This window comes from Labrys sedimenti (assembly GCF_034424805.1).
In the GTDB taxonomy this organism is placed as follows: domain Bacteria; phylum Pseudomonadota; class Alphaproteobacteria; order Rhizobiales; family Labraceae; genus Labrys; species Labrys sedimenti.
The window spans coordinates 764031-789158 of record NZ_JAXOUF010000002.1; the positions used below are offsets into that span (position 1 = coordinate 764031).

Genomic DNA, 25128 nt, shown 5'->3' on the forward strand with positions numbered 1-25128 from the left:
GGTCTCGAGCATCTTCTCGACCGAAAAGTCTGTCGACGTTTCTGGAAAACATTCTAGCGACAGCTTGCCGGTTCCAGTCCCCGCTCGACATCGGCTTGCTGGGTTGGTTCAGGCACGAGCGCGCGCACCACGATCAGGCCCGTCGGCTCCGGTGCCTGAAGGCGCAAGGCGACCGGCAGGTCCGGACCCTGCTTGGCCCTGATCTCGGCAAGCTGCGCGAGCGTGAACAAAGTCATGTCAAGCGCACCGTTTGCGCCCGCCCGGTCGGTCAGGGTGTAGAAATTGAGACCCGCCGGCGTATAGAAGGATACCGAGAGAAAGCCGGCATTCAACGGTACATGCACATGGACCGGCCCGCCGGCTAGGTCGTAGCGGCAGAAGGCCGTGACGATGGCCGGGTCCGGCAGCGGCAGTGGGGTCTTGTCGGCGGTCAGGACGACGAAACGCCCGAGCGGGGCAATCGCGCTTGCACGCTGGAAGCCGGTCTGTCCGCTGAGGCCGGGCAAAGTGACGATCGTGGTCAGGTGAACCACGATGCCGATGAGCAGGCCCGCAAGCGTCCATAACAGCCAGCGGATCACGGGGTGCCTCCAGCCGTGCAGTCGAGCCGTTCGATCGCAGGAACGGCGATGGTCCGTCCAGCGCCGAACTCCGTGGCCAGACCCGTCGAAACCGGGCTGTCATACAGGCGCAGGATCAGGCTCATCGGTCCGGGGGAACTCGGCAACCAGTTGCCGGGCTGGCTGTCGGGCGCCACTGTGATGGTCACCCGGCCTTCTTCGCCCCTCAGAACGGAAGCACTGGTGAAGCCGGCCCGGTTGCTGGGATTGCGTTGGAGCTTGTCGGATCGATCATAGAGGCTGAGGGTCCACCAGCGCGCCTGCGGCAGCAGGGCCGAAAGGCGATATCGGCAGGCGCCATCGAGCGCTCGCCCCGCCGAATCCTCCCATGCCGTGAAGGCAAGGCCTTCGCCAGGTCCGAGTGGCAGGTCTCCACTGCGGGCGATGCGCGCGCGGCTGTAGTGATCGGCTCCGAGCGGATCGGCCAGGGGCCATGCCGTCCAGGGCCCGAACCGCAGGGCGCCGAGCTGGAAATCGGACCCGGTAGTCCACCAGGTGAGGCCGAGCCCCAGCACGCCGCCGAGGGCAAGGGCATAGACCAGCCCCAGGATCGAGGAGAAGCCTTTCATTCGATCGCCGAAGCCGGCGCCGGGCGGCGCATCTGAGCTGCCTGCCTGGCAGGCATGCGATCGGCCTGCTCGATCAGGGTGGCGACATCCCGCAGGATCTGGGTCGCGCTGCGGGTGAGGACAGGCGGCGGAGCGAGAGCCGTCTGGGCTGCATCCGCGGCATTGGGCGCCGACGGTTCGGCCTTGCTGGGCTGCTGCCCCGGCGGGAAGGGGGCAACGCCGGGAATTGGTCGGATTTCCACGCCTTGGTGAGCGACGGTCATCACCTGCTGCCAGGTCATGGCCGGAAGCGAGCCGCCGGTCATCTCCTCGGTGGGCTGGAAATTATCATTGCCGTACCAGACGCCACCGATGAAATTGCCGGTGAAGCCCATGAACCAGGCATCGCGGTAGGAATTGGTGGTGCCTGTCTTGCCCGCCACCTTGATGCCGGGCAATTGGGCTCGCTTGGCCGTGCCGTTTTCGACCACGCTGTTGAGCATGCCGTTCATGTCGGCGATGACCTTGGGGTCGATCACCACCGGATCCTCGCGGGCGGGATCGAACTTGTGGAGAAGGTCGCCCTTGGCATTGCGGATCTCCAGCGCGGCATGGGGTGGTGCCTTGTGTCCGCCGGACGAGAAGACGCCGTAGGCGCCGGTCATCTCCAGGAGATTGACCGCCTCGACCCCGATCGGCAGGGCCCAGGACTCCTTGAGTTCCGTCTCGATGCCCATGGTCTTGGCCGTCTCGATGATCATGCGCCGACCATCGACGGCGCTTTTGCTGAGGGCCAGGGAAATCTTGACGGGGATGACGTTGATCGAGCGGGTAATGGCCTGCGTCAGCGTGATCGGGCCGGAGAATTTGTGGCCGAAATTCTGGGGACACCAGTTCCGGATGCAGACGGGTGAATCCACCACGATGGATTTGGGGGTGAAGCCATTCATCAGGGCGGTGGCATAGACGAAGGGCTTGAAGGAGGAGCCGGGTTGGCGCAGGGCGTCCGTGGCGCGGTTGAACTGGCTCTGGCTGTAGTCGCGCCCGCCCACCATGGCACGCACGGCACCATCGGGCTCCATGACCACGATTGCACCCTGATGTACGTTATAGTCCTTGCCATATTGGCGCAGATTGGATTCCAGGGCGTTTTCCGCCGTCGCCTGGATGATCGGATCCAGCGCCGTGCGCACCACGAACACGGATTCGCTGCCCAGCGCACCGTCATCGGCAAGGTCGGCGATCTCGCCATAGGCCCAGTCCAGATAATAGTCGGGCGCCTTTTCGCGCGCTCGATCGACCGGCGTGGCCGGATTGCGCCGGGCGCCGGAGACCTGGCCCTCGGTCATGAAGCCGGCGTCAACGAGATTGCTGAGGACCTGGTTTGCCCGCCCACGCGCAGCCGCAAGGTTATTGGTCGGCGCGTATTTGGTCGGTGCCTTGAACAGCCCAGCCAGCATGGCGGCTTCCGCCAGGGAGACATCGCGCACCGACTTGCCGAAATAATATTGCGCGGCCGCCTCGATGCCGAAGGCGCCGCCGCCCATATAGGCGCGATCGAGATAGAGCTTGAGAATCTCGTCCTTGCTCAGATGCCCCTCGAGCCAGAGCGCCAGATAGGCTTCGCGGATCTTGCGTTCCAGCGTGCGCTGGTTGGATAGGAAGAGATTTTTGGCGAGCTGTTGGGTGATCGAGGAGCCGCCCTGCACCACGCCACTCGCCTGGCTGTTGACGGTGAGCGCGCGCAGCGTGCCGATGACGTCGATGCCGAAATGATCGTAGAAGCGCCGGTCTTCGGTGGCGAGAACGGCCTTGATGACATAGTCGGGCATGTCGGCCAGTGCCACGCTGTCATTGCTGCGGATGCCGCGCTGGCCGACGATATTGCCATAACGATCCTCGAAAGTGACGGCGATGTCGGCGCGGCGCAACCAGTCATCGCCGATCTGGCGGATCGCCGGCTGCATCAGCATCAGGCCGAAGATCATGCCGGCCGTGCCCAGCGTCAGCCCTTCGCAGCCGACTTCCACCAGCATCCGGCGCCAGCCCGAGACCTGGAACCTGTTGGAGATGTCGGAGCCGCGCTCGATCCCGGCTCTCACTTTCTGCCACGACGCGTAGACGGCGTTGTCGAGCCATGAGTCCAAACGAAGGGCGGCGCGGCTCAGGCGCTTTCGAAAGGACGGCTCTGGCTTGCGTTCAGGCACGATGGAACCAACCGGTACGCGAAAGACGTCAGGATGGATAGTCTAACCCCCGGTCGCCGATCCTGAAAGACCCACGCTGATTTTCCGCCGGGCATGGCAAATGCCATGGCTTGCGAAATTTTTCATTCGTGCCTGTCGGCGCCGGATGTGGCGCGTCGTCCTTGGGGTAAGTCTGAGAGTTTTGCCCATGAGGAGGAAGACCATGGCTGAAATCGCCCCGAACGGCATGAACACGCTGTCGCCCCATCTGGTCTGCGATGGCGCAGCCGATGCCATCGAATTCTACAAGAAGGCTTTTGGCGCCGAAGAGATGATCCGCCTGCCCGGACCCGACGGCAAGCTGATGCATGCCTCAATCAAGGTCTGCGGCAGTTCGGTCATGCTGGTCGACGCGAACAGGCAATGGGGCCTGCTATCGCCCAAGATGCTCAACGGCACCCCCGTGACCATCCATCTCTTCGTCGCCGACGTCGACGCTTTCGTCGCCCGCGCTGTCGAGGCGGGCGCCGAAGTGGCGATGCCGGTGCAGGACATGTTCTGGGGAGACCGTTATGGCGTGATCAAGGACCCCTTCGGGCATCATTGGTCGATCGCCACCCATCAGCGCGACCTCACCGTCGAGGAAATCCAGGAAGGCATGCGCAAGATGGCCTGCTGAAACGCTCCCTTCCGGCGGCCCGCCTTCTCACGAAGGGTGACTCTGACCGGCTGTTCCGCTATGGCAACGGCGATGGAACAGCCTTCGAAGCCCTTCTGGAAGACCAAGCCCCTGGAGGCCCTCTCCCCGGAGGAATGGGAGAGCCTTTGCGATGGCTGCGGGCGCTGCTGCCTGGTCAAGCTCGAGGAAGAGGAAACCGGCGACACCTATTTCACCGATGTCGCCTGCTTCATGCTCGAGTGCCACAGCTGCCAATGCTCCGACTACGAGCATCGCAAGCGTCATGTCCCCGATTGCGTCACGCTGACGCCCGAGCTGGTGCGCACCATCGATTGGCTGCCGCCGACCTGTGCCTATCGATTGGTTGCCGATGGCGAGGATCTCTATTGGTGGCATCCCTTGGTTTCGGGGGACCCCAATACCGTGCACCAGGCCAATGTCTCGGTGCGCGGCAAGGTCAAGGCCGACGACAAGCAGGTGGGCGAGGGCGAGTGGGAAGAGCATGTGGTGCGCTGGCCCATGCGCGTACCCAAGGCGGCCCGCAGGCGCTGAAGCCGTTGTAGAGACGACGTCACGTCGCCATGCCCGAGACGGCAGGATGCGGGCCGGCGACGATCGCCTGCGGGGTTTTCCTGCCGCGGCGGCAGATGCCGTTCGAGTGCGCCTGAGACGAGTGGAATCTCGGTGACGAGGCACCGAAACGGCGACGCGTCATCGAGCATCTCCGTGCGTATATTCTGGGAATTGCCCCACTCGGGCAGCATTCCAGCAACACAACACACCTATCTTGGCATCATTCAACAGGAGTTGCGGGATGGAAACGCTTGTCGATATCGGCTCTGCCGCCGTGCTTATGGTCTTGGCGGGCATGATCTTGCATGTCGCCTTGTCCATGCCGGTTTGAGGTCGGACAAATACTAAGTTTACTCTTTGGTAAACATGTTTTGTCGAAGGAGAGGAGTTTGTGCGTTTTCGCACAGAGCGAATGCGCTCAACTGTTCGAAATAGGGCGTGTTGAACATCAGATTCGGGGGAAGATTGATGACACGTGCGCAACTGGTTTTCGATCGTCCTGAGCGGCTGGCTGGCTTCGGCCGCGTTAATCCCTCCGCAGCTGGACGGCATCTCAGTTTTGCGATCTCGACTCTGTCTTTCGTCGTGATCGCCGCCTCCGCCCTGTTCCTTGCGTCTTTCTTCTAGGCCTGGTGCCGTCTATCAGCATCTCGCCTACTGGAAGCGCACGGGGGAACCGGCCCTGTCGGCCATGGTCTCGATGAAGGAGCGATAGGCCGAGACGGCGGTGACGGCGGTGATCGTGCCGCAATCGCGCCCCTTGCCACCCATCACGGCCGAGATTACGCCGACCAGCACATAGCTCGCACCTTGGCGCTGGAACACTGGGCCGCCCGAATCGCCCCGGCAGATGCCGTTGTTGTTGATGGTGCGGCGGGTTGCCTTGTGATCGATCAGGAAGAGCTGGTGGGATTTGCTGTCGATCTGGTCCAGCATGTCGAAGCGCCGCTCACGCAGCTTGCCGGCGCTGCTGACCACGCGATCGCGGCTCATGCCGAAGCCGGCGACCTGGACGTCAACGAAACTGCCGTCATCGGCGATACGCGAGGCCAGCGGCACCGGCACCAGCCAGTCGGGAAAATCGTGGTCGACCCGGATCAGCGCGATATCGTTGATCGCGGCCGAAGTGCCGAGCGCCGTGACGTCGAACTGGGGATGGATCGCCACTTGGGTCGCTTCGGCAAAGCGGAAACGGAACTGGGTGTCGAGGGCGCGGATGCGATAATCGCCATGCCCGCTCAGGAAGCAATGAGCAGCCGTGAGCACAAGCTTGCGGGAAATTACCGTACCACTGCATTTAGTGCCGCTCGGCCCGGTGATCTGCACCACATGACTGCGCACGCCGGTGGGATCGGTGACGTCGCGACCGCCTTTGATCGCCAGGGCTGGCATGGTGAGGGCCACGAAGGACATGACAGCGGCGGCGAGGCGGGTTTTCATCATGGCTAAGCTGTAGAGCATTTCCGACCAAAACCAAATTATTGCGCGTTCGGGCGGATTCTTCTTGAGCGAGTCTCGGATTCGACCTGGAAGAATCGGCCGGGTCTCAAACGCCGGGCGGTCATGGCAGGGACGCTCCCATTCGCGCTGCATTGCTGCGAATCCAGGGCAGGGCGGTACCCAGCAGGGCCACGCCCGTCATGCCGCCGCAGCCCCGACCGCTATTGGCGCCCACGGCCGAGGCCAGCACGCCCACGAGCATGCCCTCACGCAGCACCGGACCGCCCGAATCGCCCTGGCAAGCGCCGCCGACCCCGCTGCTTTCGCGCAGGCGCAATTGCACCCTGGAGATGGGCGGAGCTCCTTCCAGCGCGATCTCGCGCAGGACGCCGCCGCTCTTGCCGGCATTCTGGGCAGTCAGGCCGAATCCGGCGACGCGGTAAACCGCACCCGCGATGCCTGCTTCGGCCGTCAGGGAAAGCGGCGCATAGCCCGCCAGGGGCGTATCGAGCTTCACCAGGGCAAGATCGATGGTGAAATGCCGTTTGTCATAGGCCTTGGCATCGAATTGGGGATGGATCGCCACGCTGCCGAGCTGTGACAGCACCGGCTTGCCGGCCTGATAGGTCAGCAGGCGGTAATTGGCGCCCTTGCGCACGCAATGACCCGCCGTCAGCAGAAGATCGGAAGCAATGACGGTGGCCGAGCAAAAACTGCCGCGATCGGAGACGATCATCACGACATGGCGGGCCATATCGGCGGCTGCCGGGGTACCGCCGACGATGGCACGGGCCGGCAGCGCCGACGCAAGAGCCATGACCAGGGTCAGAAGGGCGATCATGGGCGAGTGTAGGGCCCAGATCGACATCGATGCCAGTATGCGTGACAGGCCTGGCCCGGGTGCGAACCAGCCGGGGCCTGTCGCATTAACGGGGCGCTCCTTCTGGCGAAAGGCGGGATTGAGCATTACGTTCATGCCGTGTTCAGTGGCTCTGCACAATGATGATGGCTCGAATCGAGGGGAATTGCGGCGAAATCTAGAGCAAGGCGCGTCGGGCGGAAATGCCGCCTTGTTCTAACTTCTTGTTTCGTCGCGTTTTTGGATTTTGCACGAGGCGAGCTATAGCAGAAGGATGAGGATGGGGCGGATATCTTCCTTAGCCGTGGCCCTTGCCCTGGGATTGGGCTGGTTTGTAGCGCTGCAGCCGGCGATGGCTGCTTGCGTCAGCCTCAGTGAGGCACGCCCGCTCGTGAAGTCGGGTACGATCGTGCCTCTTCTTTCGGCATTGGGGGCGGCCCGACGTGCGGTAAAGGGGGAAATGATCGACGGCAATTTGTGTGGAGACCCTGGCAATTACCGCTATGTCGTCACATTTCTGGGGACCGATGGGCGGGTGATAAGAGCGACGATCAACGCCAAGACCGGCGAAGTCGTGGGTGTGAAGTAAAGGAATACCGATGCGGCTTCTCGTGGTCGAGGACGATCAGGATCTCAACCGCCAACTGGTCAAGGCGCTTGAAGAGGCCGGCTATGCCGTTGACCGGGCCTTCGACGGTGAAGAAGGCCATTTCCTCGGTGATACCGAACCTTATGATGCCGTTGTGCTCGATGTCGGGTTGCCGAAGCTCGACGGCATCACCGTGCTCGACCGCTGGCGCCGCGCCGGCAAGGTGATGCCGGTGCTGATCCTTACCGCCCGGGATCGCTGGTCCGACAAGGTGATGGGGTTCGATTCGGGGGCGGACGACTACGTCGCCAAGCCCTTCCACATGGAAGAGGTCCTGGCTCGTCTTAGGGCTCTCATCCGTCGCACCACCGGCCATGCCACCAACGAACTCGTCTGCGGCCCCGTGCGTCTCGATGCCCGGGCCGGCCGCGTGGTGGTCGATGGCAATCCGATCAAGCTCACCTCGCATGAATATCGGTTGCTGGCCTATCTGATGCACTATACCGGGCGCGTCGTGTCGCGCACCGAATTGGTCGAGCATCTCTACGATCAGGATTTCGACCGTGATTCCAACACGATCGAGGTGTTCGTCGGCCGCTTGCGCAAGAAACTGGGGGTGGATGTGATCCAGACCGTGCGCGGCATGGGCTATATCCTCACGCCGCCGGACGCCATGCGCGTATGACCACACGCTCGCTGGCCTTCCGCCTCTTCGTCGCCGCCGCGGCCTGGGTGGTGGTGGTGCTGGTGGTGGCGGGCGTGGTTCTCTCCTCCGTCTACCAGCATGCGACCGAGCGCTCCTTCGACGAGCGCCTGCATGTCTATCTCAAGACGCTGGTGGCCGATATCGCCGGCGCCGATGTGGGCGACCGCACGGCACCCGGTGCCATGGGCGAGCCACGTTTCGAGCTGCCGCTGTCGGGCTGGTACTGGCAGATCAACCGCCTCGACAAGCCGGCGTCCAACGGTTCCAAATCGCTGTTCGAGGCGACCCTGCCGAGTCTCGACGACCAGAACACGCCCGGTGAGCCCAGCGGTGTGCGCGAGGGCTATATCAAGGGTCCGGACGATCGCCGGCTGCGCGCCGTCGAGCGCCTGATCGATCTCGGGGAGGACGGCCGCTACCGCGTGACCCTGGCCGGCCCTGCCGACGAGATCGACAGCGCCATTTCCGATTTTCAATATTCGCTGCTGCTGACCTTTACCGCACTCGGCGTCGGCCTGCTCGCCGCCATTCTGCTGCAGGTGCGCTTCGGCCTCAGGCCGCTGTCGCGCATCAGCGGTGCACTGGCCCGCATGCGCACCGGCGAGGCGGCCAAGCTGCCGCCCGACCTGCCGGACGAGATCGTGCCGCTTGCGCGTGAGCTGGATGCGCTGGTCGATGCCAACCGGGAAGTGGTCGAGCGGGCCCGCACCCATGTCGGCAATCTCGCCCACGCCCTGAAGACACCCTTGTCGGTCATTGCCAACGAGGCGGGCACGGCGCCGGTGAGTCCCCTGGCCGAACAGGTGGGCCGGCAGGTCGGCGTGATGCGCAAGCAGATCGATCATCACCTCCAGCGCGCGCGCATCGCAGCGGCCGTCAGCGTGGTCGGAACGGTGACCGAGATCGCGCCGGTAATCGAGGGGCTGGTCCGGGCCATGGAGAAAATCCATGCCGTCAAGCGTCTGAAGATCAAGGTTCAGGTCGATCCAGCGCTGCGTTTCCGCGGTGAAAAGCAGGACATCGAGGAGATGACCGGCAATCTCATCGACAATGCCTGCAAATGGGCAATCAGCGAGGTGATGATCCGGGCCGAGGCGTTTCACCTGGATGGCGCGATGTTCGCCCGGATTACTATCGACGACGACGGACCGGGCCTGTCGCCCGAGAAGCGCGCCGAGGCAGGGCAACGCGGCAAGCGGCTTGACGAGACCAAGCCCGGCACCGGCCTCGGCCTTGCCATCGTGCAGGATCTCGTCTCGCTCTATGGTGGCCGTTTCAATCTCGATGAAGCACCGATCGGCGGTCTGAGGGCCGTCCTCGATATTCCCGCCCTGCAGGGGCCGGTGCCAACAGCTGGCGCCCGACCGTCCTCGCGAAGCGGTGAGGGAGCGACGGTCTAGCCCCACAGCTGCATTTGGCGGATTGGGAGTGTCAGCTTCCGGCTGACATCTTGAAGGCCAAGCCCTTGCGGTCCGGTAGAATGTCGGCCGGAGGCTGACATTCCGCACATCTTGCGCTCCTTCATGCAAACACAACCGGGGTTACGCATGGTGGTAGGATCACTTTCTCGTATCACGCGGAACACCTGCCCCTTGCGACACTGCGAGACGGTTGGCGCAGGGCGTTTTTGCGTGTAAGGCTGCCGGCAGCTTATGCTCTTATGCTTAGGTCAGGGGTCCTATGAAAAAATCGATCGTCAAGCTGTTTGGCCTGGCTGTGGTGGCACTGCCGCTGGCAGGATGCGGGCTTACCAGTTCGACCACCCAGCCGACCGTTGCCGCTGCGCCGCCCACGCCCGCCACCAGCAATTCGCCGATCCTCGACGGCCTCGATCCGGCCGATCGCGCCCGGGCCGAGCAGGCTCGGCGCACGGCCCTGGATGGCAAGGCCAAGGTCAGTGTCGACTGGAAGAGCGACAGCAACGCCACTACCCATGGCAGCGTGGTGGCCGGGCCACTGCAGAACCCGGGTGCGGCCCCGTGCCGGCAATATTCCCAGACCGTCTACAAGGACGGCGTGCCAAGCGTCGCCCGTTCGACGGCGTGCCGGCAACCGGATGGCGGTTGGGTCAACAGCTGAAGGCGTTTTGCGATTGGGCGGAAGGGCCGGGAATCGCAGCGACGCGTCGGGACGACAAGCCGGAGCGAAGAGGTGTTCGGTCATGAACGCGCTTTGCTCCGGCGATATCTGGGTGGGCGGGGGTGCGGTCGCGCACGCTGCCCGCAGCCGATGGGTGATAAGGCGTCTCTGCGCGTTTGAAACGCCCAAATTAGGCCTTATGGCCAGCGCAAGAGATCTCGAATGCTCCTTTGGATAGCCCTGGCCGCCATGACCGGCCTCGCAGCTCTGGCATTGCTGTGGCCGCTGGCGCAGCGTGGCAGCGCCGTGACGCCGCAGGCATCCGATGTCGCCATCTACAAGGACCAGCTGGCCGAGATCGATCGCGATCTTGAGCGGGGGCTGATCGCCAGGAGCGAGGCGCAGGCCGCCCGCATCGAGGTCTCCCGCCGGCTGATCGAGGCCGATGAGGGAGAGAAGGCCGAGAATGACCGGCAGCCGGCCGAACGGGCAGCCAGTGGGCGGCGCAGGTTTGCCGCGTGCGTCGTCCTGGTTGCGGTTCCACTGCTCAGCCTCGGGCTCTATGCCTATCTCGGCTCGCCATCGAGTCCCGACCAGCCGCTGGCGGCACGGCTGGACGGCAATATTGAAAACGCCTCGCTCGACGAATTGGTGGCCCGGGTCGAAGCCAAGCTGGCGGAGAATCCCGAAGATGGCCGCGGCTGGGAATTGATGGCGCAGATCTATCTGCGCCAGCAGCGCTTCGAGGATGCCAAGCAGGCCTATGCCAATGCGCTGCGGCTGCTGGGATCGACCGCCGAGCGCGAGGCCAATTTCGGTGTTGCCGTCGTCGCCGCCGCCGACCGCATGGTGACGGCCGACGCCAAGGCCGCTTTCCAGCGGGCCCTCAAGCTCGATCCCAAGGAATTCCGCTCCGCCTATTTCCTCGGCCTCGCCAAGGAACAGGACGGCGACAAGAACGGGGCGATCGAGGCCTGGCGGGCCCTGATCCCCGACAATCCCAATGCTGCCGACTTCCTGCGGCAGGAAATCGCCAGGGTCGGCGGGCCGCCCAAATCCGCTCCCGATGGTGCCGGTCCCGATGCGGCTGCACGCGGCCCGTCACAGGACGATGTCAAGGCCGCCCAGGCGATGACGCCGGAGGAGCGCGGCAAAATGATCCAGGGCATGGTGTCCGGGCTGTCCGAGCGGTTAAAATCGCAAGGGGGCAGCCCGGAGGAATGGATGAAGCTGATCAAGGCCTATAGCGTGCTCGGGCAGGCGGACAATGCCCGCACTGCCCTTGCCGATGCCCGCAAGGCCCTGGCCAATTCGCCCGATGCCGTCAGGCAGATGGACGAGCTTTCGAAGGCATTGGGTCTATGACGCGCAAGGGCAGACGTCTGGCGATGATCGGGGCGGCCGGTGTGGTCCTTGCGGCTGCGGTAGGCCTGGTGCTGTTCAGCCTGGGCGGCACCATGTCCTATTTCGCCGGGCCGAGCGACATCGTCGGCAAGCAGACCACGCCCGGCCAGCGCTGGCGGTTGGGCGGCCTGGTGGAGCAGGGCTCCCTGCAGCGCGGCAGCGCCTCCGAGATCGCCTTTACGGTGACCGACACCAACAAGTCGATCAAGGTCGTCTATTCGGGTATCGTGCCCGACCTCTTCCGCGAGGGGCAGGGCGTGGTGGCCGAGGGCGTGGTCGACAGCGCTGGTGTCTTCCAGGCCGATACGCTGCTGGCCAAGCATGACGAGAAATACATGCCCAAGGAGGTGGCGGATGCGCTGAAGGCGCAAGGCCATTGGGAAGAGGGCGGCGCCTACGGGAAGAAGCCATGATCGTCGAAGCCGGCCATTACGCACTTGTTCTCGCCCTCACGCTTGCCGTGATCCAGTCGGTGCTGCCGCTGTGGGGCGCTCGCTCGGGCGATCTCGGGCTGATGCGCATCGGCACGAGTTCGGCCTTGTTCCAGCTTCTCTTCGTTGCCGTGGCGTTCGGCGTGCTGACCTATGCCTATGTCAGCTCGGATTTCTCGCTTACCAACGTGTTCGAGAATTCCCATTCGGCCAAGCCGCTGCTCTACAAGATTACAGGCGTTTGGGGAAACCATGAGGGCTCGATGCTGCTCTGGGTCCTCATCCTGGCGTTTTTCGGCGGGCTGGTGGCTGCTTTCGGCCGCAACCTGCCGCCGACCATGAAAGCGACCGTGCTGGCGGTGCAGGCCTGGATCAGCACGGCCTTCCTCTTGTTCATCCTGCTCACCTCCAACCCCTTCACCCGCCTCACGCCGGCGCCGATGCAGGGGCAGGATCTCAACCCGATCCTGCAGGATGTCGGCCTCGCCATCCATCCCCCGCTCCTCTATCTCGGCTATGTCGGTTTCTCCATCGCCTTTGCCTTCGCCGCCGCCGCGTTGATCGAGGGGCGCATCGATGCCGCCTGGGCACGCTGGGTCAGGCCCTGGATCCTGCTGGCCTGGATCTTCCTGACATTGGGCATCGCCATGGGTTCCTACTGGGCCTATTACGAGCTGGGCTGGGGCGGCTGGTGGTTCTGGGATCCGGTCGAGAACGCCTCGCTGATGCCCTGGCTGGCCGGCACCGCGCTGCTCCACTCCGCTTTGGTGATGGAAAAGCGCAATGCCCTCAAGGTGTGGACGATCCTGCTCGCCATCCTCACCTTCTCGCTCTCTTTGCTCGGCACCTTCCTGGTGCGTTCGGGCGTGCTTACCTCGGTGCATGCCTTCGCCACCGATCCCAGGCGCGGCGTGTTCATGCTGGCCATCCTGGTGCTGTTCATCGGCGGCAGCCTCAGCCTGTTCGCCTGGCGCGCATCGGCCTTGAAGCAGGGCGGCATCTTCGCGCCGATCTCGCGCGAGGGCGCGCTGATCCTCAACAATCTCCTGCTCACGGTGAGCTGCTTTGCCGTGTTCATCGGCACGCTCTACCCGCTGGCGCTGGAAGCGCTGACCGGCGGCAAGGTGTCGGTCGGTCCGCCTTTCTTCGACCTGACCTTCGGGCCGCTGATGCTGGCGGTGCTGGTGGTGATGCCGTTCGGGCCGTTCCTGGCCTGGAAGCGCGGTGACCTGGCCGGTGCCATGCAGCGCCTCGCCGCTGCGATCGGCCTGGCCATCCTGGCCGCGCTGGTGACGCTGTGGCTCAAGCAGGGCGGGCCGGTGCTGGCACCGCTCGGCGCAGGCCTCGCCTTCTTCATCATGGCGGGAGCGGTGGTCGAGATCGCCGGGCGCATCAAGCTGTTCCGCGAGCCGCTGGGATCCAGCCTGCGCCGGGCAACGGGCCTGCCGCGGTCGGCCTTCGGCACGGCCTTTGCCCATTTTGGCGTTGGCGTCACGTTGATGGGTGTCGTCGCCGCCTCGGCCTGGCAATCGGAGACCATCGTGGCGATGAAGCCCGGCGACACCGCCACCTTCGGACGTTTCCAGGCCACCTATGTCGGCGCAGTACCCAGGCGCGGCTCGAACTACACGGCCACCGAGGCGCAGTTCGTGATCCGCCGCGATGGCGTCGAGATCGGCCGCATGACGTCCTCCAAGCGTTTCTATCCGGCGCGCCAGATGCCGGTGACCGAAACGGGCATCAGCACCCATGGTTTCGACCAGATCTATATCGGCCTCGGCGACAACCTGCCGGATGGTGCCATTGCGGCCCGGCTCTACGACAAGCCGCTGATCACCCTGATCTGGCTCGGCTGCCTGATCATGGCGTTTGGCGGCCTGCTGTCGCTCTCGGACCGTCGCCTGCGCGTCGGCGCGCCCAAGCCGGCTCGCCGCCTTGCCCAGACCATGCAACCGGCCGAGTAGGCGATGGCGAAGCGCTTCATCCTCGCCTGCCTTTTCGGCCTCATGGTGCTGCCGGCGCTGGCCGTGCAGCCGGACGAGGTTCTGCCCGACCCGGCCCTCGAGGCACGCGCCCGCGCGCTGTCGGCGCAGCTGCGCTGCATGGTCTGCCAGAATGAATCGATCGACGATTCGAATGCCTCGCTCGCCAAGGACCTGCGCATCCTCGTGCGCGAGCGCTTGAAGGCCGGCGACAGCGACGTTGAAGTCAAGGACTTCCTGGTGGCCCGGTATGGCGATTTCATCCTCTTGAAACCGCCTCTGGAATGGCGGACGCTCGCTTTGTGGTCGGGGCCGCCCGCATTGCTGCTGCTGGGCGGCATCGCCATATTCCTGTCGACGCGGCGGCGGCAGGCTGCTGCTCCTGCACCGCTCAGTTCGGATGAGCAGGCCAGGGTCGACGATATCCTCAAGCGGGAAGGCTAGGCCGCGGATCGCCGCGGCCGCCCGGCTCGCGATGCGGAAGAGGTTTGCTATCGGCCGGTCTCGAACAGGAACCAGGCTCGGCGTTCGGTTTCGTCGATCCAGTTTTCGATCAGGCTCGCCGTTGCGACATCGCGGTGTTCATCGCACAGATCGTGGGTTTCGCGCAGGAAGCCGACCAGGCGCTTGTTGTCGTCGAGCAACTCGGCGAGCATGTCGCCGGGCGTAACGAAATCGGCATCATTGTCCGACAGGCGCTGCAGCCGCCCGATATGGCCAGCCGAGCGCAGCGTGGTGCCGCCGATCTTGCGGACCCTCTCCGCGATGGCGTCGGTCATGGCGAAGATCTGATCGGCCTGCTCGTCCAGCAGCAGATGATAGTCGCGAAAATGCGGGCCCGAGACGTGCCAGTGGAAATTCTTGGTCTTCAGATAAAGGGTGAACACGTCGGCAAGCAACGTCGTGAGTGCGCCTGACAGATCCTTTGTCGCATTGGAACCCAGATCGGTGGGGACCCGCAGATCCGCCGTCTTCAATGCCTTCGCCTTGTCCTTGGCCATCAAGTCGTTTCCTTTTGCTATCAGGTCGGTGGCGCTCCTCTCCAGCCCAAGCGGAACCATGACAGAGAGGCAGCCTTCATAGAACATCGCTCGGCCAGCAAGGTTCATCGCGGATCGAGCTTGGACAATCGTTGGACCGCCATGGCCCTGTCTGCTTTGCCTGGTTGCTCGGGCACCGATCTCATCTCGAATCAAACCGAACCGGCGCGGTGATGGTCCGGTTGACGCCAGCCGGCGGCGCGGGAACGGGCGATGCCCTCCGGACCAGGGACAGTACCTCCTGGTCGAGTTCGACAGAACCCGAGGAGCGGGCGAGCGAGGCTGCCAGTACGTTGCCTTCGTCGTCGATCCGGAAGCGGACATAGGCAATACCGCGTTCACCGCGCGAACTGGCGCCGGCCGGATAGCGCTTGCGCCGTTCGAGATGCGCCATCAACTGCGAGCGCCACTGCGCCGGCGCCTGGCCGGACAGCTGGCCGGAGCTGGTTTGCCGGGCTGCGTTGCGGCTCGACTGGTTGGCCTGGACCTGTGCCACGACGGCCGCCTTCGAAGCCTCCTGGGCGTGCTGAGGACGTGGCTTGGCTGGCTTTTGCTTGGGCGGCTTTTTTGGCTCTGGCCGGAGAGCAGTCTGCTGCCTCGCCTTCACCTCGATGGGCCGCTGCTGGGGGAGCTGTACTTCGGCCTGTGTGACCTGTGTCTGCGGCGTTTCCATTATCGGTTGCGGCTTGGCTGCCTCCGTTACCGGCTCCGGAGCCTGGACCTCCTCGATGGGGTCGGCGGGCACGGGTTCCTCGGGCGCCGGGGCCGCTTCGCTGGCCGCCTGGGGTTCCGCCGCCTGCAGGTCGGGAGAAATCTCGTTGGTCTGGGTCTGCACCGCCTCCGGGGTCGGCGCGAGCTCGATCATGATCGCTGGCGGGGGCGCATCGGCGGAAGGCGCCGCCGGCGACGGCCACAGACACCAGATGGCAACCCCAAGGTGCAGGCTGAGCACGACGAGACCCGAACCGGCCCAGAGAGCCAGATCCGCGAGGCGGCTCCCGGAGCCTGAGACGGTTTGCCAATCGGTCACGATGAGGCGCCTTCCGGTACGCACTCCAGCCCGACCGGGGCTATCGTGGGATAGCTGGCCTCGCGCAGCGTGTTCATCGGCGCCGTCAGAATGTGGCGGTCAGCGAGGCGTAGAAGGTGCGTCCCGGGCCCGGTTGCTGCACCAGGCTCAGGGGGTCGACGTAATATTGGTCGGTCAGGTTCTCGACGCGGACGCTGCCCGTGAGGTTCTTGCTGAACTTGTATTCGGCGAACACGTCCACCAGCGTGTGCCGCTTCCAATCCACCAGGGCGATGAACTGGGATGCGCCCTGGGCCGTCACGTCGCCATGGCCGATGGCGCGGGCACCGACATGGGAAATCCGGCCTCCGACGGTGAGCGCGTCGTCCATCAATTTCTGGGATAGCGTGAGCGCCAGCGAATAGCGGGGCGGAATATGGTTGGTCGAATAGTCGGCATAAAGCGACTTGTTCTCGCAGGTCCCGGCGGTGCGGCAAAACTCGACATTGGTGTAGTAATTGGCCGCCAGATCCGCCGTGAAGCCGCCGAGCTCGTAGCGGCCGGACAGTTCCAGGCCGGAGAAATGGGCGCGATCGATGTTGAAGATGCGCATGCCCGAGACGCCATTGGGGAAGGTGTACCATTGGCGCGCGATGTAGTCGTCGACGGTCCAGTCGAAATAGCCCAGCTTGAGCATGCCCTTGTCATTCGCCGAGAGCATGCCCTCCCGGCGCAGATTGGTGCCGATTTCCCAATTGCTGGAACGCTCGGGCTTCAGATGCGAATTGACGTTCATGGTGAAGGCCGAGACCGATTCCATGATGCTGGGGAGCCGCATCGCATTGGAATAGTTGACGTAGAACTGGGTGCCGTCGAAAGGCTCGACCGTCACGCCGATCGAGGGACTGATGCCGCCCTTGGCCAGCCTGGTGTCGTAGGTGTAGTCGGGCCGCACCTGTTCGGGGGCGTTACGATCCTCGGACCAGAAATACTGGTAACGCAGCCCCCCGTTGAGGGTGAGCCAGTCGACGGGCTGCCAGGCGACCTTGGCGAAACCGGCGGCTTCGTGGCGGATGCCGTCGCGCAAGTCCAGCCAGGTTTCCGCCTCCTTGGTGCCGCGGCTCGGGCGAGTGTCCTCGCCCCGATAGGAGAGGCCATAGGTCAGGTCGGCCGAACCGTAGGGCAGATGGAATTTGGAGGTATTGGTGATCTCGGCGCCCCACATGTCGGTGTCGGATCCGGAGCGAAAATCTCCCGGCTTGGGCGGCCTGTAGCCGGCGCGCAGGGGATTGCGCATCTCCAGCTTGCTCCACCACAGATTGGTCTTGAGGTTGATGAGATCGTTGTCCTCGGGCTTCCAGCGGTAGCGCAGCGTGACTGTATCCACCGAGGTTCCGGTGGTCTGGGCCTGCTGGACCGCCCGGCCCCGGTCATTGGTGAGCCTGGAGGCGAGAAGGTCGCCGGCTTCGCTGCGAAAGCCGTTATAGCCGAGCTGCACGCCATGCCCGTCGCCGAAGCGCACCGTTCCCTTGGCGATCCAGGATTGCGTCTCCAGCTGGGTGTTCAGCACCTCCTCGCCGGCGCGGTAATTGGCGATGCCGCCATTGTCGATATAGTCCTTGTAGTTCTCGCAGTAGGTGGGCGTGGAGCACACGCGGCGTGGTCCCAGATGGATGGGATAGGCCGAAGGCCCGTTCGTTCCCGCGTGGTAATTGCCCTGCTTGCGGTAGGCGTAGCCGGCGATCAGGTCGAAATTCTCCTGCTTGACCGCTGCCACGACGCTGGCTGATCCACTCGTCGGCGACAGGAGGGCTGGCCGGTCCATGCCGGTCGGGGATGGCGTGGCGACGGGTGGGGCCCAGGAGGCGTAAGGCCACTGGTAGCCAGCCACCGCGCCGGCTTTCGGCGAAGAGGTGTTGGTGCCGAAGCCGCCACGGACCCGCACGCCGTAATTCTTGCCGCCCTCCACGATGTCGGCAGCATCGAGCGTGCGCATGGCGACGGTGCCGGCGATGCCGCTGGAGGTGACATCCGATCCCTTGGTGATGTCGATGCCGCCGAGCAGGTCCGGGTCCACGAAGGTGCGGTTGGACATGCCCTGATAGCCCTGGTAGACGGTCACCGCATTCTCGGCGCCATCGACCGTCACCGCGACGCGGCCCATGCCCTGCATGCCGCGGATGTTGACGTCGATGGCACCGGCGCCGTTGCGCGCTTCGCCCGACGTCACGCCCGGCGTGCCCCGGAAGATGTCGGCCGGGCTCGATCCCCGGAAGCGCTCGATGGCCTTTTCCGAAATGTAAGCGGTGGGCGCCGGCGTCTCATAGGGGGCTTCCTGCGGGTTGCCACCACTGCCGGCCGTCACGGTGATGACGTCGAGAACCAGCGAGCCGTCGTCGGCAGGCGGGGCCGCCGTGCCGGCAGCACGCCCGCCAATAGTCACGGTGTTGGCGCTGGTGAAGCTGTAGGAAAGCCCGGTGCCTGCGAGCAGGCGCGAAAGCGCCTGTTCTCGGGTGTAGCTGCCGGACAGGGCAGGGCTGGTTCGATTGGCGACCAGGGACGAGGCGAACAGCAGGCGCAGCCCGGCCTGATCGGCAAGGCGGGTGAGCGCCGGGCCCATGCCCTGCTGGCGGATGTCGAGGCGAATGGTGGCCTGTTGTGACGTCTGCGCATAGGCGGCGCCGCCGCACCATGCCGACGCCAGCGCCAGGCCGATCGATGCCGACCCCAAAAGTGCGATCCTGGTGAGACCGCCAAAGCCGCACCCCTTGTCATGTCCCGATCTTCTGCCGTCCATCAATCCCGCCCCGCTGATCAAAGGGGGAGAGCAGGCGTTTCCTGAAAACGTCTGCCAGACCCCCATATCTCCAGGACGAAACGAGACCGGCGATCTTGCACCGCGTCGGCAGGAAAATTTCGAAGTGCCCGCGGAAGAGGGGAGCGCAACCATGTCCCAAGCGCTCGAGGGAAGGCGGCTTCAGTGCAGGATCGTGACGAAGGGCAGCCGCGTCACCTTGACGGGGAGCGTCGCCTCGATGGTGGAGAGCACGGATTCCGGGTCGGCCAGCTCGAATACCCCGGTCACCTCCAGCGACTGCAGGCGGGCGCTGGTGATCACGATCCTGCCGCGGCGCTGTCGCTCGATCTCGACCACGACATCGCCCAGCGGCCTCTGGTTGAAGATGAGCTTGCCTCGGCGCCAGGCCGTCTCGGATTCGGCGTCGACGGGTTCGGCCGCCGAGGGGAGGCTGTCTGGGCCGTAGCGCACCCGCTGATCGGCTGCCGCGAGTACGCCCGGGCCGGGGCGGGCACCGGCCGTCACGTCCACTTGTCCCTCCACCACGGTAACGACCACTTCCTGCGAACGGATGTCGACGTCGAATACGGTTCCCACGGCCCGCGCCTGCCCGCCATTGGCCGCCACCACGAAAGGCCGTCCGGCGTCCGGCCGGACTTGAAACAGCGCCTGACCTGCGAGCAGTTCCAGGCGCCGCTGGGCGGCATCGAAGGAGACATTCAGCGCCGTGTCGCCGTTGAGAAGGGCGGTGGAGCCATCCGGCAGGGTTATCGTCGCACGTTCTCCGGCACCGGTGTTGTGGTCGGCGAACAGATGCGGACGTAGAAGGCTGGAACCGGCGACGGCCAATCCACCGATCGCCACGCCGCCAAGCACTGCCCGTCTCGTCAATTTGGCGCGGGCATTGCGTTGGACCTTGCCTCCGGCAAGGCCGATGCCGTGCCAGATCGTCTCGGCCTCGCGGGCGGCCAGTTCGTGTTCCGGGCTCTGCCCGCGCCAGGCCGCGAAAGCCTCATGGTCGGCCTTGCCTGCCTGGCCGGAATGGAGCCTGACCAGCCAGTCGATGGCCGCGTCACTGAGTGCGATATCGGCTTGCTGCCTCTCTTGGCCCGGTTCCATCTGTCTGGTCGGCGTTCTCGTCACCCTCTGCTCCCGGCAATCTATACGCGATCGGCCGAGGGGTCAGGCGACGGCGCGGAAATGGTCGCGGCAATATCGCAGCGCCTGGGCGAGGTAGCGCGCCACCATGCTTTCGGAAACGCGGAGCCGCTTTGCGATGTCCCGATGGGAAAGGCCGTCGCAACGATTCAGCAGCAAGGCGGTGCGTGGCTTGGGTGCAAGTTTTGACAGGCCGATGGCCAGGAAACGCAATTGGTCGCAATCGATCGTGATCGTCTCGGGCGACGGTGCATTGTCGGCTATGGCCTGGAGAATAGCCTCGTCACTGAGGCAGCGGGCCGAATGCCGGCGATCCTTGCGGGCGAGATCGATGGCGATGTTGCCGGCGATGCGCAGCAGGAAGGCCTGCTGATCCAGAATGGGGCCTCGCGTGCTCTTCATGTCCGCCAGCCGCAGCCAGGTTTCCTGGACGGCCTCCTCCGCCAGATCGTGCGAGCCGCTGCGTTTGCGCAGCAGGCTGCGCAGCGTTTTCCATTGACGCAGATAAAGCGACATCAGGTCGTCACGGGCATCGGTCGTGGTGAACGTCGTCATCGGCGCGGCATCGGAAATGGAAACGAAGTCGCGCTTCGAGAGGTCGATGCGCGTCAACTCAATGCAGGACCTGATATCCCATCAATAATTTCCCTGCAACATCAATAGTTTATATGGATTCTAAGGGGCGCGGAAATCCGGTGCCGTCCGGTGGGATGTGCGGTTATAGTGCGACAGGGGTCGGCATCCAGCCGGTGGAACATGCTCTCAAGCGGGAAAAAAGTGCGTCTTACTAAAGAGTAATGCGACGGAAAAAGAGCCGTAATGTTGGTCAGGGCATTGTCACCGGCAACGGCGCTGAATGGGGGCGCTGAAGCAAAGGCGACCGGTCTATCCCTACGGAAGGCCGTGTCATTATGGAGCCTATCACGATGAATTCATCCGATCATGACATGAAGCCGAAGGCCGGTATCCTTGCCCGCCGCCGCACGCGCCTGATGGCCGCCGTGTTCGGCCTTGGCGTCGCCGGCGCGGTTGCCGGCAACTTCGTGGTCATGCCGTCCGTCACGCCTGCTTTCGCTCAGACCCAGAGCCAAGCCGTTCAATCTGGCGTCGCGCAGCCGGGTTTTGCCGATATCGTCCAGAAGGTGCGGCCGGCGGTGGTTTCCATCAAGGTCAAGACCGAAACCAATGCCAGCGCCTCCGACGACGACAATGACGGTGCGCCGGCCAATCCGTTCGAGTTCTTCTTCAACGGGCCTGGCGGCGGCAACATGCAGCCCGGCCGGCCTCGCAAGCAGTTCGGCATGGCGCTGGGCTCCGGCTTCTTCATCTCGGCTGACGGCTATGTCGTGACCAACAATCACGTCGTCGACCATGCCAAGGAAGTCGATGTCGTCACCGATGGCGGCAAGACCTATACGGCCAAGGTGATCGGCGTCGATCCGAAGACCGACCTCGCCTTGCTGAAGGTCCAGGACGATGCGGGCAAGTTCCCCTTTGTCGAGCTCGAACTGCAGAATGAGCCGCGCGTGGGCGATTGGGTGCTGGCCGTCGGCAATCCCTACGGCCTGGGCGGTACCGTGACGGCGGGCATTGTGTCGGCGCGTGGCCGCGATCTCAACAACTCGACCTATAACGACTTCCTGCAGATCGATGCTCCCGTCAATCGCGGCAATTCGGGCGGCCCGACCTTCGACCTCTCCGGCCGAGTCATCGGTGTGAACACGGCGATCTACTCGCCGTCTGGTGGTTCGATCGGCATCGGTTTTGCCATTCCCGCCGAGACCGTCTCGCGCGTGGTCTCGCAGCTCAAGGCCGACGGCCAGGTGACGCGTGGCTATATCGGCGTGCAGATCCAGCCGGTCACCCAGGATATCGCCGACTCCATCGGCCTGAAGAAGGCTTCGGGTGCCCTGATCGCCGACGTCACCAAGAACGGCCCCGCCGCCAAGGCCGGCCTTCAGTCGGGTGATGCCATCACGGCCGTCAACGGCAAGGAAGTTAGCGATTCCCGCGAGCTTGCCCGTGCCATCGCCGATGTGAAGCCCGGTGAGACCGCTGATCTGACCGTCTGGCGTGACGGCAAGGAGCAGAGCGTCAAGGTCGAGACCAGCAAGCTGCCGGGCGACAAGCAGCTGGCCGATGCGCGCTCGCAGCAGGATGACGACACTGGTGGCAAGAGCTCACTGGCGAGCCTGGGCGTTGAACTCGCGCCGGCCGCTGCCGTGGCTGGCGCCGGCAAGGCCGGTGTGGTCGTAACCGATGTCGACCCGGGCAGCCCCGCGGCCGAATCGCTGCGCCCGGGCGACGTCATCCTCGACATTGCCGGCAAGCCGGTGAGCAATGTGCGTGAGGTTCGCGAGATCCTTTCGAGCGCCAAGGCCGACTCCAAGCGCACCGTATTGCTGCGCGTGAAGAACAATGACGGCCTGCACTTTGTCGCCCTGCCGATCGGCAAGGCCTGATCCGAGCTGAAACCGCTGGTGCGGCCGCCCATCACGGGCGGTCGCGCCGGCTTCTTGGCCCGAATCCTTGCCGCCTCCGATTCCGTTCCCTCCGGCCGGAGGAGATCGGGATTGGGGGTGCGTTCTTGAAAACATCAATGTGAATGCTGCGGGCGCGGATCATTGCGCCCTATGAGGTGACCTCGAAATGTGGCAAAGCTCGTCTCAGACGCCTTCAACTCGAAATATGAATGAGTCTGAAACCAAAATGCGTATTCTGATCGTCGAGGACGACCGCGACGCAGCTGCTTACCTGGTCAAGGCCTTTTCGGAAGCGGGACATGTTGCCGACCATGCCGCCGATGGCTTGAGCGGCTATGCCATGGCCAAGGACGGTCCCTATGACGTGCTGATCGTCGATCGCATGCTGCCCAAGCTCGATGGTCTTTCGATGATCTCTCGCCTGCGCCTCGAAGACACGCAGACGCCTGCCTTGATTCTGTCGGCGCTGGGCGAGGTCGATGACAGGGTCAAGGGCCTGCGCGCCGGTGGCGATGACTATCTGCCCAAGCCCTATGCCTTCTCCGAGCTCCTGGCCCGTGTCGAGGTCCTGTCGCGCCGGCGTCCCGGCAAGGGTGAGGAAACGGTCTATCGGGTCGGCGATCTCGAGCTCGACCGCCTGTCGCATGTGGTCAAGCGGGCAGGGGAGGAGATCGACCTCCAGCCCCGCGAATTCCGGCTGCTCGAATATCTGATGAAGAATGCCGGCCAGGTGGTGACGCGTACCATGCTGCTCGAGCACGTCTGGGACTATCACTTCGATCCCGGCACCAATGTCATCGACGTCCACGTGTCGCGCCTGCGCTCCAAGCTCGACAAGGGCTTCGAGAAGCCATTGCTGCACACCATTCGCGGGGCGGGCTACATGATCCGCGACAGCGCGAAATAAGCGGTCCCGACAGAGTTTTACCTTGTGAGCATGAGGAATACTGCATCGGGGGCGGAATCGGAAAGACTGGCCGTGACCGGACTGCGGAAACTCATCCGAACCACGGCCTTCAAGCTGATGGCCGCCTATCTGCTGGTGTTCACGCTGTTCGCGGCTTCGCTGCTCGGCTATTTCTTCTGGAATGCCCAGCGTCTTCTCGGCTCGCAGATCAGCAACTCCATCAATGCCGAGATCAACAGCCTCAGCGACGAATATGCCCAGGGTGGCGTGATGCTGCTGGCCTCGACCATCGAGGCCCGCACCCGCCGGCCGGGGTCGCTGCTCTATCTGCTCACCACGCCGCAGGGCGAAGCGCTCGTCGGTAATGTCAGCGAACTGCCCGATGGCGTGCTCGACAAGCCGGGCCTCAGCAATATTCCCTATCGCCGTGATGATGGCGGCAAGGCCGGCCCGCGCACGGCGCTGGTGCGGGTTTTTGCCTTGCAGGACGGCTATAAGCTGCTGGTCGGCGTCGATCTCGACGAGCAGAGCCGCGTGCGCGCGATCATGTTCAACGCGGCGCTGTGGTCGGTCGGCTTGATCATGTTGCTTGGCGTGGCCGGCGGCTGGTTCGTGGCGCGGCGCGTGCTGCATCGCCTCGACGATATCAATGCCACCAGCCGCTCCATCATCGACGGGGACCTCACCCGCCGCCTCAAGGTTGCGGGGACGGATGACGAGTTCGACAGGCTGGCCTCGACGACCAATGCCATGCTGGATCGCATCCAGGAGCTGATGGCGGGCCTCAAGGAGGTCTCCGACAACATCGCCCATGATCTCAAGACCCCGCTGACGCGCCTGCGCAATCATGCTGAGGAGGCGTTGCGAACGGCGAAGGACGAGGATGCCTATCGCGCCGCTCTCGATCGCACCATCGAGGAGTCGGACGGGTTGATCGGCACCTTCAACGCTCTCCTGATGATCGCGCGGGCAGAGGGCGGCCGTATCGACGGGGCGCTCAGCGAGTTCGATGTCGCCGAGGCCGTGCATGCGGTGGCGGAGCTCTACGAACCCGTTGCCGAGGAGAGCGGCGCCAGGATCGTGGTGGCGGCGCAATCGCCCTTGGCGCTGCGCGGCAACCGCGAGCTCGTCAGCCAGGCGCTGGCCAACCTTATCGACAATGCCCTCAAATACAGCCCCAAGGAGGAGGGTGGTGCGGCCGGCGACGTGACGATTGCGGCCGAGAAGCGCGAGGGGCGCGTCATTCTCAGCGTGGCCGACCATGGCGCCGGTATTCCGCAGGCCGACCGGCAGAGGGTGCTGGAACGCTTCGTCCGGCTGGAATCGAGCCGCACGCGCCCGGGCTCCGGCCTTGGCCTGGCGCTCGTCTCCGCCATGGTGAAGCTGCATGGTGGTACGATTCGCCTGGAAGACAACCAGCCGGGTTTGCGCGTGGTGCTGGAATTACCCGACAAGCCCGCCGAGGAGCCTGCGCTGTCCAAGCTCGCCTTGCGCCGCCCCGGCCTGCGCGTTCGTTCCTGAACCGGACAGCCGCCCGAGAACAGGCTACGTCGTAATGATGGCATTCGAAGCCAGCCATTTGCGCATGCGAATTGTTTGAACCAATGCTATCGCCAAGGAACGACAAGAAGAGCGTGA

24 protein-coding genes are annotated in these 25128 nt (G+C 64.3%); 13 read left to right on the forward strand and 11 right to left on the reverse strand.

Annotated features, from left to right (window positions below; all coding sequences use genetic code 11):
- Window positions 1-53 precede the first annotated feature (53 nt).
- The 3 genes from U1R88_RS10005 to U1R88_RS10015 are packed head-to-tail and all read right to left on the reverse strand — an operon-like array spanning window position 54 to window position 3270.
- On the reverse strand, window positions 54-581 hold the full coding sequence (locus tag U1R88_RS10005; protein WP_322431091.1) for a DUF1254 domain-containing protein: 528 nt from the start codon (window positions 579-581) through the stop codon (window positions 54-56).
- The gene (locus tag U1R88_RS10010) at window positions 578-1189 is read right to left on the reverse strand and encodes a DUF1214 domain-containing protein (protein WP_322431092.1); all 612 of its coding nucleotides are present in this window, start codon (window positions 1187-1189) and stop codon (window positions 578-580) included. The genes U1R88_RS10005 and U1R88_RS10010 overlap by 4 nt, the downstream gene beginning before the upstream one ends.
- Window positions 1186-3270: a transglycosylase domain-containing protein gene (locus U1R88_RS10015; protein WP_425545403.1), complete on the reverse strand. Its 2085-nt coding sequence runs from the start codon at window positions 3268-3270 to the stop codon at window positions 1186-1188. Before U1R88_RS10015 ends, U1R88_RS10010 begins: the two co-directional genes overlap by 4 nt.
- A 307-nt stretch (window positions 3271-3577) precedes the next feature.
- On the opposite strand from U1R88_RS10015, the gene U1R88_RS10020 reads away from it, so the two are divergent.
- Window positions 3578-4033, forward strand: coding sequence for a VOC family protein (locus tag U1R88_RS10020; RefSeq protein ID WP_068296756.1), 456 nt, complete (start codon window positions 3578-3580; stop codon window positions 4031-4033).
- A gap of 60 nt (window positions 4034-4093) precedes the next feature.
- Window positions 4094-4585, forward strand: coding sequence for a YcgN family cysteine cluster protein (locus U1R88_RS10025; protein ID WP_068296759.1), 492 nt, complete (start codon window positions 4094-4096; stop codon window positions 4583-4585).
- Window positions 4586-4604: 19 nt separating this feature from the next.
- Here the strand turns inward: U1R88_RS10025 and U1R88_RS10030 are convergent, their stop codons facing one another.
- The 3 genes from U1R88_RS10030 to U1R88_RS10040 all read right to left on the reverse strand — a co-directional run bounded on the left by U1R88_RS10030 (window position 4605) and on the right by U1R88_RS10040 (window position 7022).
- Window positions 4605-4748, reverse strand: a complete 144-nt coding sequence (locus tag U1R88_RS10030) for a hypothetical protein (RefSeq protein ID WP_322431094.1) — start codon at window positions 4746-4748, stop codon at window positions 4605-4607.
- 512 nt (window positions 4749-5260) lie between these two features.
- Window positions 5261-6049, reverse strand: a complete 789-nt coding sequence (locus tag U1R88_RS10035) for a S1 family peptidase (protein WP_068296762.1) — start codon at window positions 6047-6049, stop codon at window positions 5261-5263.
- A gap of 118 nt (window positions 6050-6167) precedes the next feature.
- A complete protein-coding gene (locus U1R88_RS10040; protein WP_322431095.1) occupies window positions 6168-7022 on the reverse strand; it encodes a S1 family peptidase in 855 nt (284 codons plus the stop codon).
- 187 nt (window positions 7023-7209) lie between these two features.
- On the opposite strand from U1R88_RS10040, the gene U1R88_RS10045 reads away from it, so the two are divergent.
- The 8 genes from U1R88_RS10045 to U1R88_RS10080 all read left to right on the forward strand — a co-directional run bounded on the left by U1R88_RS10045 (window position 7210) and on the right by U1R88_RS10080 (window position 14540).
- Window positions 7210-7494, forward strand: a complete 285-nt coding sequence (locus U1R88_RS10045; protein ID WP_311933365.1) for a PepSY domain-containing protein — start codon at window positions 7210-7212, stop codon at window positions 7492-7494.
- Between the two features lie 10 nt (window positions 7495-7504).
- The gene (locus U1R88_RS10050; RefSeq protein WP_068296769.1) at window positions 7505-8179 is read left to right on the forward strand and encodes a response regulator transcription factor; all 675 of its coding nucleotides are present in this window, start codon (window positions 7505-7507) and stop codon (window positions 8177-8179) included.
- Window positions 8176-9600, forward strand: a complete 1425-nt coding sequence (locus U1R88_RS10055; protein WP_322431096.1) for an ATP-binding protein — start codon at window positions 8176-8178, stop codon at window positions 9598-9600. The genes U1R88_RS10050 and U1R88_RS10055 overlap by 4 nt, the downstream gene beginning before the upstream one ends.
- 280 nt (window positions 9601-9880) lie before the next feature.
- Window positions 9881-10279 (forward strand): hypothetical protein, encoded by a 399-nt coding sequence (locus U1R88_RS10060; RefSeq protein WP_068296777.1) that lies wholly within the window; start codon window positions 9881-9883, stop codon window positions 10277-10279.
- Between the two features lie 222 nt (window positions 10280-10501).
- Window positions 10502-11644 carry a c-type cytochrome biogenesis protein CcmI gene (gene ccmI, locus U1R88_RS10065; protein ID WP_322431097.1) on the forward strand — a complete coding sequence of 381 codons (1143 nt, stop codon included), beginning with the start codon at window positions 10502-10504 and terminating at the stop codon, window positions 11642-11644.
- Complete coding sequence (gene ccmE / locus U1R88_RS10070; RefSeq protein WP_068296783.1) at window positions 11641-12096, forward strand: cytochrome c maturation protein CcmE; 456 nt, start codon at window positions 11641-11643, stop codon at window positions 12094-12096. Before ccmI ends, ccmE begins: the two co-directional genes overlap by 4 nt.
- Window positions 12093-14078 (forward strand): heme lyase CcmF/NrfE family subunit, encoded by a 1986-nt coding sequence (locus U1R88_RS10075; protein ID WP_322431098.1) that lies wholly within the window; start codon window positions 12093-12095, stop codon window positions 14076-14078. The genes ccmE and U1R88_RS10075 overlap by 4 nt, the downstream gene beginning before the upstream one ends.
- 3 nt (window positions 14079-14081) lie before the next feature.
- A complete protein-coding gene (locus U1R88_RS10080) occupies window positions 14082-14540 on the forward strand; it encodes a cytochrome c-type biogenesis protein (protein WP_322431099.1) in 459 nt (152 codons plus the stop codon).
- 47 nt (window positions 14541-14587) lie between these two features.
- On the opposite strand, the gene U1R88_RS10085 is transcribed toward U1R88_RS10080, so the two are convergent.
- The 5 genes from U1R88_RS10085 to U1R88_RS10105 form a co-directional block, all read right to left on the reverse strand.
- On the reverse strand, window positions 14588-15097 hold the full coding sequence (locus U1R88_RS10085; RefSeq protein WP_068296793.1) for a Dps family protein: 510 nt from the start codon (window positions 15095-15097) through the stop codon (window positions 14588-14590).
- A 181-nt stretch (window positions 15098-15278) separates the two neighbouring features.
- Window positions 15279-16166 carry an energy transducer TonB family protein gene (locus U1R88_RS10090; RefSeq protein WP_322431100.1) on the reverse strand — a complete coding sequence of 296 codons (888 nt, stop codon included), beginning with the start codon at window positions 16164-16166 and terminating at the stop codon, window positions 15279-15281.
- Window positions 16167-16251: 85 nt separating this feature from the next.
- Window positions 16252-18942 carry a TonB-dependent receptor gene (locus tag U1R88_RS10095; RefSeq protein WP_322431101.1) on the reverse strand — a complete coding sequence of 897 codons (2691 nt, stop codon included), beginning with the start codon at window positions 18940-18942 and terminating at the stop codon, window positions 16252-16254.
- A 180-nt stretch (window positions 18943-19122) separates the two neighbouring features.
- On the reverse strand, window positions 19123-20085 hold the full coding sequence (locus tag U1R88_RS10100; protein WP_322431102.1) for a FecR family protein: 963 nt from the start codon (window positions 20083-20085) through the stop codon (window positions 19123-19125).
- Window positions 20086-20124: 39 nt separating this feature from the next.
- Window positions 20125-20655, reverse strand: a complete 531-nt coding sequence (locus tag U1R88_RS10105) for an RNA polymerase sigma factor (protein ID WP_322431103.1) — start codon at window positions 20653-20655, stop codon at window positions 20125-20127.
- 371 nt (window positions 20656-21026) lie between these two features.
- On the opposite strand from U1R88_RS10105, the gene U1R88_RS10110 reads away from it, so the two are divergent.
- The 3 genes from U1R88_RS10110 (at window position 21027) to U1R88_RS10120 (ending at window position 25011) form a co-directional block, all read left to right on the forward strand.
- On the forward strand, window positions 21027-22562 hold the full coding sequence (locus U1R88_RS10110) for a Do family serine endopeptidase (RefSeq protein WP_322431104.1): 1536 nt from the start codon (window positions 21027-21029) through the stop codon (window positions 22560-22562).
- A 247-nt stretch (window positions 22563-22809) separates the two neighbouring features.
- Window positions 22810-23490, forward strand: coding sequence for a response regulator transcription factor (locus U1R88_RS10115; RefSeq protein WP_068296804.1), 681 nt, complete (start codon window positions 22810-22812; stop codon window positions 23488-23490).
- A 72-nt stretch (window positions 23491-23562) separates the two neighbouring features.
- Entirely contained in the window at window positions 23563-25011 is a 1449-nt protein-coding gene (locus tag U1R88_RS10120) for a sensor histidine kinase (RefSeq protein WP_068296806.1), read from the forward strand.
- Window positions 25012-25128: the final 117 nt, after the last annotated feature.

Coding starts and splice junctions, on each gene's coding strand:
- U1R88_RS10050 (WP_068296769.1), top strand. CDS start 7,505: ATGCGGCTTCTCGTGGTCGAGGACGATCAGGATCTCAACCGCCAACTG.
- U1R88_RS10020 (WP_068296756.1), top strand. CDS start 3,578: ATGGCTGAAATCGCCCCGAACGGCATGAACACGCTGTCGCCCCATCTG.
- U1R88_RS10010 (WP_322431092.1), bottom strand. CDS start 1,189: ATGAAAGGCTTCTCCTCGATCCTGGGGCTGGTCTATGCCCTTGCCCTC.
- U1R88_RS10080 (WP_322431099.1), top strand. CDS start 14,082: ATGGCGAAGCGCTTCATCCTCGCCTGCCTTTTCGGCCTCATGGTGCTG.
- U1R88_RS10040 (WP_322431095.1), bottom strand. CDS start 7,022: ATGAACGTAATGCTCAATCCCGCCTTTCGCCAGAAGGAGCGCCCCGTT.
- ccmE (WP_068296783.1), top strand. CDS start 11,641: ATGACGCGCAAGGGCAGACGTCTGGCGATGATCGGGGCGGCCGGTGTG.
- U1R88_RS10115 (WP_068296804.1), top strand. CDS start 22,810: ATGCGTATTCTGATCGTCGAGGACGACCGCGACGCAGCTGCTTACCTG.
- U1R88_RS10025 (WP_068296759.1), top strand. CDS start 4,094: ATGGCAACGGCGATGGAACAGCCTTCGAAGCCCTTCTGGAAGACCAAG.
- U1R88_RS10030 (WP_322431094.1), bottom strand. CDS start 4,748: ATGACGCGTCGCCGTTTCGGTGCCTCGTCACCGAGATTCCACTCGTCT.
- U1R88_RS10055 (WP_322431096.1), top strand. CDS start 8,176: ATGACCACACGCTCGCTGGCCTTCCGCCTCTTCGTCGCCGCCGCGGCC.
- U1R88_RS10095 (WP_322431101.1), bottom strand. CDS start 18,942: ATGGACGGCAGAAGATCGGGACATGACAAGGGGTGCGGCTTTGGCGGT.
- U1R88_RS10085 (WP_068296793.1), bottom strand. CDS start 15,097: ATGGCCAAGGACAAGGCGAAGGCATTGAAGACGGCGGATCTGCGGGTC.
- U1R88_RS10105 (WP_322431103.1), bottom strand. CDS start 20,655: ATGACGACGTTCACCACGACCGATGCCCGTGACGACCTGATGTCGCTT.
- U1R88_RS10075 (WP_322431098.1), top strand. CDS start 12,093: ATGATCGTCGAAGCCGGCCATTACGCACTTGTTCTCGCCCTCACGCTT.
- U1R88_RS10035 (WP_068296762.1), bottom strand. CDS start 6,049: ATGATGAAAACCCGCCTCGCCGCCGCTGTCATGTCCTTCGTGGCCCTC.
- U1R88_RS10110 (WP_322431104.1), top strand. CDS start 21,027: ATGAATTCATCCGATCATGACATGAAGCCGAAGGCCGGTATCCTTGCC.
- ccmI (WP_322431097.1), top strand. CDS start 10,502: ATGCTCCTTTGGATAGCCCTGGCCGCCATGACCGGCCTCGCAGCTCTG.
- U1R88_RS10060 (WP_068296777.1), top strand. CDS start 9,881: ATGAAAAAATCGATCGTCAAGCTGTTTGGCCTGGCTGTGGTGGCACTG.